Raw genomic sequence first — 11076 nt, forward strand, 5'->3', positions numbered from 1 at the left:
GTCTGCTGGGCCTTGCCGGTCTGGCTGTCGTTCGGGTCGAGGACGCAGTACATGATGGGCCGGTCGTGCACCTGGTTACCGCGGACGAGCAGGCTTGTATCTGCCCGGGATGTGGAGTGCGGGCGAGGCGGGTCAAGGGGTGGGTGACGACCAGCCCGAGAGATCTGCCGGTGGCCGGCCGGCCTGTCGAGCTGCGGTGGTGTAAGCGTCGGTGGCACTGTGACCAGCAGGGATGCGACAGGAAGACGTTCACCGAGGCGATCGGGGAGATTCCGGCTCGAGCCCGGGTGACCACTCGGTTGCGGCAGGCGGCCGGTGCGGCGGTGGCCGATGGTGGGCGCACGATCGTGCAAGCCGCGCGTGATCACGGCCTGTCCTGGCCGGTGGTCTCGGCCGCGTTCACCGCACACGCCACGGCGGTGCTGCCGGACAAGCCGCAACCGGTGGCGGTGCTGGGGATCGACGAGATCCGCCGGGGCCGTCCACAATGGACCTGGAACGACGAACAGCAGTGCTGGGAGATCACGGTGGATCGCTGGCATGTCGGGTTCGTGGACCTGGCGGGCGGGCAGGGGCTGCTCGGGCAGGTCGAGGGCCGCACCAGTGTGGCCGTGCGGGACTGGCTCACCCAGTGGGATGAGGCCTGGCGTCAGGGCGTCCGGGTCGTGGCGATCGATATGTGCACGGTTTTCAAGGCCGCGGCCCGTGCCGCGTTACCGCAGGCCAGGCTGGTCGTGGACCACTTTCATCTCGTGCAGTTGGCCAACCAGGCCCTCACCGAGGTACGTCGCAGGGTCACCCTGCAGGTGCGGGGCAGGCGAGGACGGAAAGGCAACCGCGAATGGGAACTGCGCAACCGGCTGACCCGCTCCGCCGCCCGGATGCACGAGCAGCACCTGGACCCCATGATCGACGATCTTCGCGCGCTGCCCGCGGTAATCGGGACGCCGATCCTGGCCGCGTGGAACGCCAAGGAAGACCTGCTCGATCTGCTTGCCCTGGCCCGCACCCACCCGGACCGGGCCACGATCTGGGCCCGATTGTCCCGGTTCTACGAGCGGTGCGCCGCCTCGGGCCTACCCGAACTGGAGCGTCTGGCCGGCACGGTCTCGGCCTGGTGGCCCGAAATCCTCGCCTTCCTCGACACCGACATCACCAACGCCGGATCCGAAGGCACCAACCGTGTCATCAAAACCGTCGCCCGCGACGCCTACGGTTTCCGCAACCCCGCCAGCCAGCGACTCCGCACCCGTTGCGCCACCACCCGCAAAGCCCGAGGATGCCTCAACCCCGCATAACTTCGAAGAGCCGGTATTCCAGAAGTGCAAGGACGCTGACCCACCATGCGAAGGCGCCAGATGCGGTCACCCTTGGACGGTTCGCTATCGAGAGCCCGGCGGACGCACGGGCAAGCAGCGAGAGAAGACGCTCCCCCGCAAGCGGGAAGCTGACGCGTTCGCGGTCAAGGTGGAGAACGACAAGAACCAAGGGACCTATCTCGACCCGGAGCGCGGCAAGGTCACAGTCAAAGCATGGGCTGAGAAGTGGCTGGATCACCAGATCCTTGCGGACAGCTCACGCAAGGACTACCGCGCGTTCTTCGTCAACCACGTGTTCCCACACATGGGCAGCAAGTCCCTTGCAGGTACTACGACGAGCGACGTCCAGAGCCTCGTCACCAAGCTGCATCGTGGTTACGACGACAACAAGCCTTTAGCGGCGTACACAATCAAGATCCGCATGGTTTCGGTCAAGTCCTTCTTCAAGGCAGCAGTCAAGGACAGACGGATACCGAGCAACCAATGTGACGACGTCACCTATCCGAGGATGTCCAGTCAGGCAGTGGACCGGGACCAGATCCCCACGCTCGCTGAGGTCAACGCGATCGCAGGGGCCATGCCTGAGCGATACCGCCTGGCGGTGTGGCTCATGGCCGGATTGGGGTTGCGGATCAGCGAGGCCCTCGCCGTGTCGATCGACTGCGTTCGGGGGTCTGTGCTCAGGGTGCGGCAACAGACGTCCGTAAAGGGGCCTGGCGGCAGCCGTGAGCCAGCTCTGGCGCCGTTGAAGCACCGTTCCGAGGGTGACTATCGCGAGATCCCTCTGGCGGCCTTCCTGGCGGACGAGATCACGGCCCACGTCGACGAGCGGGGAACGTGGACGATCGAAGGCCAGGACGGCCTACTGTTCGCCGCTCCATCCGGCAAGCTCGCCACGCGGACGACGCTCCGCCACTACTGGCTCATGGCCATGAAGGCGACCGGGCTGGACTTCACTCCGCATGACCTACGTCACTTCTTCGCGAGCACGGCTCTCGCTGGCGGAGTAGCGCTCCACGAGGTCTCTCACTGGCTCGGTCACCGTTCGATCGACATGACCGTGGACATCTACGGTCACCTCACCGAAGACGCGCCTGAGCGGATGAGGCGAGTCATGCAACAGGCGTTGCGACCACCCGCAGAGCTGGCTGCAGCCGCTTAGGGTGCTGACTGGGGATCATGTGCTGACTTGGTGCTGACTTCGGCACCCTTGGGATACCTCCCGCGCTGGTCAGCCAGAACTACCTCGCGTACTCCCACTTGGTCATGAGCCGGAGACTATCCCGTGTCGTTTCGTAACCATCCGGACCTCCAGGTAGCGTCGTGCAATGGAGACGTGGCGAGTCATCGCGGGCGCGCTGATCGGCTTCGGCGGCGTGATCCTTGTGCTGCTGGCGATGGCACAGACGCGTGATCGGAAAGGCGCGACCAATTCGACGGTCGCGCAGACCGGCGCCATCTCCCTGACCATCATTGTGTTGCTCTGTGTGTTGTCGCTGACGGTCCTGCCGGGTCCGGTTGTGTGGGGGATTGTCGCGCTCGTCGGTGTCGTCAACGCAGTGCTCTTGCTCACGAGCTGATGCTTGTTGGCAGCACAGGGTTAATCCGACATTTACGCTGAACTTGTGACCACCCCTGTCGTAGGTTGGACCGATCACGTCGCCAGAGCGAGGCTGCACGTGGTGACCGGCAAGGGCGGGACCGGGAAGACCACCGTGGCCGCGGCGCTGGCGATCGCGCTGGCGACCGGCGGGAAACGTGTTCTGCTCACCGAAGTCGAAGGCCGCCAGGGCATTGCCCAGCTCTTCGACACCCAGCCGCTGCCGTACGAGGAGCAGCGCATCGCGGCCGCACCTGGTGGCGGCGAGGTCCGCGCGCTGCACGTGGACGCCGAGGCCGCGTTGCTCGACTACCTGTCGATGTTCTACAACCTGGGTATCGCCGGGCGGACGCTGCGCCGGATGGGCGCGATCGACTTCGCCACCACGTTGGCTCCGGGCCTGCGGGACGTGCTGCTCACGGGCAAGATCAAGGAGACCGTCGGGCGGACTGGCGACAATGGGCGGCACGTGTACGACGCTGTCGTTCTCGACGCGCCGCCGACCGGCCGTATCGTGAAGTTTCTCGATGTCACAAGGGCTATGGCCGATCTGGCGAAAGTTGGCCCGATCAAAGGCCAGAGCGACGGCGTTGTCCGGTTGCTGCACTCCGATGACACCGCCGTGCACCTGGTCACGCTGCTTGAGGAAATGCCGGTCCGGGAAACCATGGAAGCCGTCGCCGAGCTGGACGGCGCCGATCTGCGGCCTGGCGCCGTGATCCTCAACCGGGTTCGTCCGCCGCGCCTGCCAGCACGCTCCGTGACGTCTGCGGCCGGCGGTCGTGTCGATGGGTCGCGGATCCGTGCCGGGCTTGAGGCCGCCGGGATTGACCTGGGCAAAGATGTGCTGGACGGCCTGGTGGCCGAGACGGTCGAGCACGCGATCCGCGTACAGGCTGAGGGCGCGTCGCGTGAGCAGCTGGCCGAAAGCGACCTGCCCGCCTTGGAACTGCCGGAGATGACCGACGGAGTCGACGTCGCCGCGCTGTACGAAATGGCCGAGATCATGGTCGAACAGGGGGTCCGGTGACCACCACCCCGGCACTGAAGATCGACGAGCTGATCGACGACGCGTCGACCAAGGTCATCGTGTGCTGCGGCTCAGGCGGAGTCGGCAAGACCACCACCGCCGCGGCGCTCGCGGTGCGTGCGGCTGAGCGCGGCCGCAAGACCGTCGTGCTCACGATCGACCCCGCGCGACGGCTCGCGCAAGCGCTTGGCCTTCCTGAGCTGGGCAATCAGCCGCGCAAGGTCGAGGTCGACGGATTCGAACCGGCCGGCGAGCTGTCCGCGATGATGCTGGACATGCGTCGCACGTTCGACGACATGGTGCACGCGCACGCCGGGCCGGACAAAGCCAAGGAAGTGCTGGCCAACCCGTTCTACCGGACCATCTCCAGCTCGTTCTCCGGCACGCAGGAGTACATGGCGATGGAGAAACTCGGGCAGCTCGCCGCGGACGGCGAATGGGACCTGATCATCGTCGACACCCCGCCGAGCCGCTCGGCACTCGACTTCCTCGACGCGCCACAACGCCTGTCCACCGCGCTGGACGGCCGGATGATCAAACTGCTCGCCGGTCCGGCCAAAGCGGGCGGATGGGGGCTGCGAAAGGTCATCGGCGCCGGGTTCACGCTGTTCGCGAAGGCGGTGTCGACGATCGTCGGCGGGCAGCTGCTTGCCGACGCGTCCGCGTTCGTGCAGGCCTTCGACAGTATGTTCGGCGGCTTCCGCGAACGTGCGACCCGGACGTACGAGCTGCTGCGCTCCGGCGGCACGGCGTTCCTGGTTGTCGCCGCGCCGGAACCGGACGCGTTGCGTGAGGCCAGCTACTTCGTCGAGCGGCTGGCCGGTGAGTCGATGCCGCTGGCCGGGCTCGTGGTCAACCGCACCCATCCGGTGCTGGCCGACCTGCCCGGCCCGAAGGCCTTGGCGGCCGCCGAGGCGCTGGAGCGTCGTGGCGACTCGCCGCTGGCAGCGGCTGTGCTTCGGTTGCACGCCGACCGGGTGTCCGTCGCGGATCGGGAAGGCCGCCTTGTCGCCCGGTTCACCCGGGCGCACCAGGGTGTGCCGGTGACCCGCGTGCCCGCCATGCCGTCGGACGTGCATGACCTGGCGGGCCTGCGGCAGATCGGTGATCAGCTCAGCGCGGGCTGACCGTCCTTACCCAAGCTGGGTCAACCGACCTGGGCGTCTTCGGACTGCTCGCGCCGTGCGTTGTCCAGGAGTTCGCGCCATGACGTGACGTCCGGCCTGCGCCGCAGCAGTGCGCGGCGCTCCCGCTCGGTCATCCCGCCCCAGACGCCGAACTCGATTCTGTTGTCGAGTGCCTCGGCGAGGCACTCGGTGCGCACCGGGCATGCCACGCATACCAGTTTCGCCTTGCGTTGTTCCGCCCCTCGTACAAACAACTCGTCTGGATCATCACCGCGGCAAGCCGCGTTGACGCGCCAGTCCTGCGGTTTGGGATGCGAATACATCTCCCCCAGCTCCTACCGTCGTGTCCATGTCCGAAGCCCCCCGGCTCCAGCTGCCTGTCGTGACAAGATTGACGACGTTCGAACGCCCCCGGTTCCACCCCTTCGTTGACTAGTCGCACACAGGGCGCTCTGAAGTCAATTCGATTGACGCAGCGTAGCGAGCGACTCGAACGGGTCTATGGGTACCCTGACCTTCGTGCGTTTCACCAACGGCGTGTTCAAGATGCTCAGCCTCTGTCTGCTGGCGGGCGTGCTGGTCGCCGGAATCATGTTTCCCATGGTCGGGGCGGTCGGCGTGGCCTCGAACAGGGCCAGCGACACCATCGACAGCGCACAGGCGGAAATGGTGGAGATACCGCCGCCCTTGATCACTTCACTACTCGCTTCGAACGGTCAGCGGATCGCCACGCTGTACGACCAGTACCGGATACCGGTAACCGAAGAGCAGATCTCGCCGATCATGAAGGAAGCGTTGATCTCGATCGAGGATCGGCGGTTCTACGAACACCACGGCGTTGACTGGAAAGGCACAATGCGTGCCGCGCTGCGGACAAGCAGTGGCACCCAGCAGGGTGGATCGACACTCACGCAGCAATACGTGAAGAACTATTTGATCAACGTCATCTACCGCAAGGACAAAGTCCAGCAGCAAAACGCGCAGGAAGCCAGCATGGCCCGCAAGCTGCGCGAGGCGCAGGCCGCGATCCAGATCGAGCAGCGGATGACGAAGGAAGCCATCCTCACCGGCTACCTCAACGTGGTCGAGTTCTCCAACTCGATCTACGGCATCGGCGCGGCCGCGCAGACGTACTTCAACACCACGCCGGACAAGCTGACCGTGCCGCAGGCCGCGATGCTCGCCGGGATGGTGCAGAACCCCTCGCTGTACAACCCGTGGCGGTTCGCCCCCAAGGCGCTGGAACGGCGCAACGTCGTGATCGACACGATGATCGAGACAGGCAGGTTGACCAGGGCCGACGGCGAGGCAGCGAAAGCGTCGCCACTGGGCGTGGCCGAGGAGCCGGTCAAACCGGCGAAGAACTGCACCGGCGCCGGTCCGGAGGCCGGGTTCTTCTGCCAGTACGTCCAGGACTACTTGGAAAAGCTGGGCTTCACCCAGGACCAGTTGGAAATCGGCGGCTACACGATCAAGACCAGCCTTGACCTGAACGCCACCTCGCTCGCCAAGAACGCGGCGATGGCCGAGGTGCCCAAGACGACCGACGGCATCGCGAACGTGATGGCGATCGTCAAGCCGGGCAAGGACAAGCACCAGGTGCTCGCACTGGTGTCGAACCGGGACTACGGCACGGACGCCTCGAAGGGCCAGACCACATACCCGCAGCCGTATGGCATCGAGAACAAGTTCGGCACCGGCTCGATCAACAAGATCTTCACGGCAGCAGCGGCCCTGGAAAAGGGCATGGGCATCAACAACGTGATCGAGACGCCGAACCACCACACATCCCGCCTGTTCACCGGTGGCGGGAAGTCGTGCCCACGGACCGAACGGCCGAACGACGGCGACACGCGCTGGTACTGCCTCGGCAACGCGAGCGACAAGTACCCCGAGCGGATGACGCTGCAGACGGCGCTCGCGACGTCACCGAACACCGGTTTCGTCAAGCTGGAGGAAATGCTCGGCAGCACCGACCCGGTGATCGACATGATGACGCGCCTCGGCATGCGCGAGACCATGGCGTCGAACATGAGCGGCAGGCCGGCAAAGCCAGGCGAGGAAACCCAGGCGCAGCACTTCAAGAGCAAGCCGGGCTACCCAGGCGGCGCGGCGATCACCCTCGGCCCGAACCCACTGAGCCCGCTGGAACTGGCGAACGTCGGGGCGACGCTGATGAGCGGCGGCGTGTGGTGCCCACCGTCGCCGATCGTCGAAGTGATCGACCGCAACGGAAACCCAGTCGACCTGAAGGGCAAAGAGGCGCCCTGCGAGCAGGCGGTGGCCGAACCGCTGGCCAACACGCTGGTGACCGGCCTGAGCCGAGACGATCTGCCAGGTGGCACAGCGAACGCGGCCTCACGGTCGGTCGGCTGGAACCGGCCGATGATGAGCAAGACCGGCACGACCCAGGATCACAAGTCGGCGGGCTTCGTCGGCGCCACCCCGCAGTACGCGGCCGCGGTGCAGACTTTCAACGACGGCCGCTCCCCACGTCCGATCCGCGACACCGACCCGCCGTCGCTGACGACCAGAGAAGGCAACATCTTCGGCGGCAAGGTACCGGCACGAACCTGGTTCGCGGCGATGAAAGCCTTGCACGGCAACGAACCGATCCTGCCGCTGCCACCGGTCGACCAACGCTACGTCGACGGCGGCCCGGACGTGCGGGTGCCGGACGTGGTCGGCCGAACCGAGCAGGAAGCCACGAACATCCTGCAGGGCGCCGGATATCAGGTCAGCGTGGTGCAACGCGACGACAGCAGGAAACGCGGCACAGTCGTCGGCCAAACCCCTCGCGGTACGAAGGTGGCTGGCGGCACGATCACGATCTACGTGTCCACCGGCAGCGCGCCCGTACAACACGACACCACGACCAACCCGCCGCCTTCGTCTGGCGGTGAGGACCCCGGCGAAGGTGGCGGTGATCCCGGCGAAGGTGGCGGCGGCGACCCTGGAGAGGGCGGCGGATAAACCTGAACAAAGAAAGCCCGCAGGCGGTGCGCCTGCGGGCTTTCTTTTACTGTCTTCACCTACATGCGAGGGGCGAGTCGTATTCGTCATAACCGCCGCCCGGCCGGTCCACCCTCAGCCGGGTGTGCCAGCACCCGCCAGCCGAACCGGTATAACCGTGGCCAGTATGCGTCTGACCAGCAGACCAGCAGAAGTCGCCGATGTTCTGGAAACTGCCGCCGCCGATCATATAAAGCGTGCCACAAACGGTGCCGCCATGGATCTTCTGGTACCACCCAGGGGAATATGGACTGTCCAGCTCGATGCACAGATTTCCGTTACCGATGTTCTTGCACTGTGCGGGAATCGGAGCGTCAGCAGTTGCCGAACCAGCCATCGAAAGCGGCACAGCCAACGCGATGACAAAAGCGGCTCCCAGCCTTTTCAACCACATACGGATCCCTCCATCGACAAGGTGCCGTAGGCATGGGGCACTGCGATACGGCACGACAAGGCGACCTCCCCCAGCGAGGGCGCGTAGATCACGACCAGAACCGATAAAAACGTAGTGACACCAACGAGACAACTGGCCAAACGGGTGAACACCGCACACTCGGCCAGAATTGTTGGAAAATCGCTTGACAGCGCTCGACACGAAAAAGGCGCCTCCCGCAGGAGACGAGACGCCCTTGATCGTTCGTTACTGGCTGAGGCGAGCCTTCACAGCGGCAGCGACCCGGCCCCCCTCGGCGCGACCGGCGACCTTGCCGTTCGCTGCCTTCATCACAAGGCCCATCTGCTTCTGGCTCGGCGCGCTGCCGGTCTGCTCGGCAACCTCGGCAACGGCCTGCGCGACGAGGTCAGCGAGCTCGTCGTCGGACAGCTGGGCTGGCAGGTACTCGGCGATGACCTCGGCTTCGGCGAGCTCGGCCGCGGCCTGGTCGGCACGACCCGCGGAATCGAAGGCTTCGGCGGCTTCCTTGCGCTTCTTGGCCTCACGGGTCAGCACGCGCTGGACTTCCTCGTCGGTCAGCTCACGCGCCTCTTTGCCCGCGACCTCTTCGGTGCTCACCGCCGCGAGCACCATTCGCAGGGTGCCCAGCCGGGCGGTGTCCTTGGCCTTCAGCGCGACGACCATGTCCGACTTCAACTTGTCCTTGAGCTCCGCCATAACACGAACGTTACCGCCGCCTTCCAACACGGCGGCGGCTGCCACGGCGTGTCCAGGGCGCCGTACTCTCGAAGGCGTGAGTACGTGGGCCCGAATCGCTTTGGCAACGACAGCAGCAGGTGCGGCGACCGTCGCGTACGCGGCGGGAATCGAACGAAGGCGATGGACACTGCGCCAAGCCACCCTGCCCGTCCTGGCTGAAGGCGCCCGGCCACTGCGAATCCTGCACATTTCGGACATCCACATGCTGCCCGGCCAGCGGTCGAAACAGCGCTGGATCGCGGCACTCGACGCACTCGAACCAGACCTGGTCGTCAACACCGGCGACAACCTCGCACACATGCAGGCGGTGCCAGCCGTCGTGCGCGCCCTCGGCCCGTTGATGAACCGGCCGGGTGTCTTCATCTTCGGCAGCAACGACTACTACGCGCCGAAACCGAAAAACCCCGCCCGCTACCTCCTGCCAAGCGCGAAAAAGAAGCGCATCCACGGCATCAAACTGCCTTGGCGCGACCTCCGCGCAGCCATGGTCGAACGCGGCTGGCACGACATGACACACGTCCGCAAAATCGTCAGCGTCGACGGCCGCAACATCGCGGTCGCTGGCGTCGACGACCCACACCTGCGCCGCGACCGCTACAAAGAAATCGCCGGCCGCCCAGACCCAACAGCGGCACTCAGGCTGGGCATCACCCACTCACCCGAACCACGAGTCCTCGACGCCTTCGACAGCGACGGCTACGACCTAGTACTCGCCGGACACACCCACGGCGGCCAACTCCGCATCCCCGGCTACGGCGCACTCGTCACCAACTGTGATCTGGATCGCTCCCGCGCCCGCGGCGCCTCCCGCTGGGGCAGCCACATGTGGCTGCACGTATCCGCCGGACTCGGCACATCCCCATACGCCCCAGTGCGATTCGCGTGCCCGCCGGAAGCAAGCCTGCTCACCCTCGTACCCAGGACGAACGGTGGCGAGGCGGCAAAACCCAATACCCGTTTCGGGGCCCGCGCAGACGTCCGCTAGAGTATCCCCAGCAAGACAAGCCGGGGTGTGGCGCAGCTTGGTAGCGCGCTTCGTTCGGGACGAAGAGGTCGTGGGTTCGAATCCCGCCACCCCGACGCTGGTCAGAGCCCGTCCACTTTAGAGTGGACGGGCTCTTTTAATGCCCTGCCTGCCTAACTGCCTGTCTAAGCCGCCGTGGTCGGGAAAATGCCGTCCATCGCGACCGCTCCGTCTTCGATGACTGGCCGGAGCTGGTGGCGGTAAACCTGCTCCGTCACGCTCGTGCTGCTGTGGCCCACCAGGAGCGCAATCTTCTCGATCGGAACGCCACTGTCTGAGAGCAACGAGACGAAGCTGTGCCGGAGCTCACGAGGTGTCCAGTCTTTCGCGACCAGCCCGGCGGCCTTGGCCACCCGGCGAAAGGCACGCCGTACGTTGGCCGCGTCCAACTCCGTACCAGCTTCGGAGGCGAAGACCAGGTCGTGATCTGCCCGTCCCTGCCCGGCTGTTGCCTCCCGTCGGCTGGCCTGCCGTTCTTGGTGTGTCTTGAGCGCGTCAATGCATCGTTGAGGTAGGGCCAACGTGCGGCGGGACTTGCGGGTCTTGGTGTCTCCCCCGGCGCGCACAGACCGCCACACCATGATGTGTGGAGGCACCGGAGGACTCGCCTTTGGTTTCCCGGCGAGATCGACATGCGACCAGGTCAGCGGCCGCATTTCCTCCGTCCGGGCGCCACTCAGCAACGACACAACTATGTACGTGCCAATGACAGATTGCTCCGCCTCCGCAGCGGCAAGAATCGCCTCCGCCTGGTCGAAGGTGAGCGCCTTAGAGGGCATCTGATCTTGGTTGGGGCGATATGTCTGTGTCG

Annotated in this window: 11 protein-coding genes and 1 tRNA gene; 8 read left to right on the plus strand and 4 right to left on the minus strand. The window is 65.6% G+C overall.

The features are described 5' to 3' along the window. Positions 1-65 precede the first annotated feature (65 nt). The 5 genes from LWC34_RS41840 (at position 66) to bagB (ending at position 5076) form a co-directional block, all read left to right on the plus strand. Positions 66-1298: an ISL3 family transposase gene (locus LWC34_RS41840; protein ID WP_308200209.1), complete on the plus strand. Its 1233-nt coding sequence runs from the start codon at positions 66-68 to the stop codon at positions 1296-1298. 169 nt (positions 1299-1467) lie between these two features. Continuing rightward, positions 1468-2481 (plus strand): tyrosine-type recombinase/integrase, encoded by a 1014-nt coding sequence (locus LWC34_RS58310; RefSeq protein WP_233730746.1) that lies wholly within the window; start codon positions 1468-1470, stop codon positions 2479-2481. A 166-nt stretch (positions 2482-2647) separates the two neighbouring features. Continuing rightward, positions 2648-2899: a hypothetical protein gene (locus LWC34_RS41850; RefSeq protein WP_233730747.1), complete on the plus strand. Its 252-nt coding sequence runs from the start codon at positions 2648-2650 to the stop codon at positions 2897-2899. Between the two features lie 45 nt (positions 2900-2944). Next, positions 2945-3949, plus strand: coding sequence for an ATPase BagA (gene bagA, locus LWC34_RS41855; protein ID WP_233730748.1), 1005 nt, complete (start codon positions 2945-2947; stop codon positions 3947-3949). Further along, positions 3946-5076, plus strand: a complete 1131-nt coding sequence (gene bagB / locus LWC34_RS41860; protein ID WP_233730749.1) for an ATPase BagB — start codon at positions 3946-3948, stop codon at positions 5074-5076. The genes bagA and bagB overlap by 4 nt, the downstream gene beginning before the upstream one ends. Before the next feature lie 20 nt (positions 5077-5096). On the opposite strand, the gene LWC34_RS41865 is transcribed toward bagB, so the two are convergent. Further along, complete coding sequence (locus tag LWC34_RS41865) at positions 5097-5399, minus strand: WhiB family transcriptional regulator (RefSeq protein ID WP_233730750.1); 303 nt, start codon at positions 5397-5399, stop codon at positions 5097-5099. A 196-nt stretch (positions 5400-5595) separates the two neighbouring features. Between LWC34_RS41865 and LWC34_RS41870 the strand changes: the two genes are divergently transcribed. After that, positions 5596-8049 (plus strand): transglycosylase domain-containing protein, encoded by a 2454-nt coding sequence (locus tag LWC34_RS41870; RefSeq protein ID WP_233730751.1) that lies wholly within the window; start codon positions 5596-5598, stop codon positions 8047-8049. Between the two features lie 55 nt (positions 8050-8104). Here LWC34_RS41870 and LWC34_RS41875 read toward each other — a convergent pair whose 3' ends face one another. Next, on the minus strand, positions 8105-8482 hold the full coding sequence (locus tag LWC34_RS41875; protein ID WP_233730752.1) for a hypothetical protein: 378 nt from the start codon (positions 8480-8482) through the stop codon (positions 8105-8107). A gap of 246 nt (positions 8483-8728) precedes the next feature. Further along, the gene (locus LWC34_RS41880) at positions 8729-9199 is read right to left on the minus strand and encodes a GatB/YqeY domain-containing protein (protein ID WP_233730753.1); all 471 of its coding nucleotides are present in this window, start codon (positions 9197-9199) and stop codon (positions 8729-8731) included. A 76-nt stretch (positions 9200-9275) separates the two neighbouring features. Between LWC34_RS41880 and LWC34_RS41885 the strand changes: the two genes are divergently transcribed. Together LWC34_RS41885 and LWC34_RS41890 are read left to right on the plus strand one after the other, a co-directional pair. After that, positions 9276-10226 (plus strand): metallophosphoesterase, encoded by a 951-nt coding sequence (locus LWC34_RS41885; RefSeq protein ID WP_233730754.1) that lies wholly within the window; start codon positions 9276-9278, stop codon positions 10224-10226. A gap of 21 nt (positions 10227-10247) precedes the next feature. Continuing rightward, a tRNA-Pro gene (locus LWC34_RS41890) sits at positions 10248-10321 on the plus strand. A gap of 69 nt (positions 10322-10390) precedes the next feature. Here LWC34_RS41890 and LWC34_RS41895 read toward each other — a convergent pair. After that, positions 10391-11044 (minus strand): site-specific integrase, encoded by a 654-nt coding sequence (locus LWC34_RS41895; protein WP_233730755.1) that lies wholly within the window; start codon positions 11042-11044, stop codon positions 10391-10393. Positions 11045-11076 lie beyond the last annotated feature (32 nt).

Origin of the sequence: Kibdelosporangium philippinense (genome assembly GCF_021390435.2) — a bacterium.
Lineage (GTDB): Bacteria > Actinomycetota > Actinomycetes > Mycobacteriales > Pseudonocardiaceae > Kibdelosporangium > Kibdelosporangium philippinense.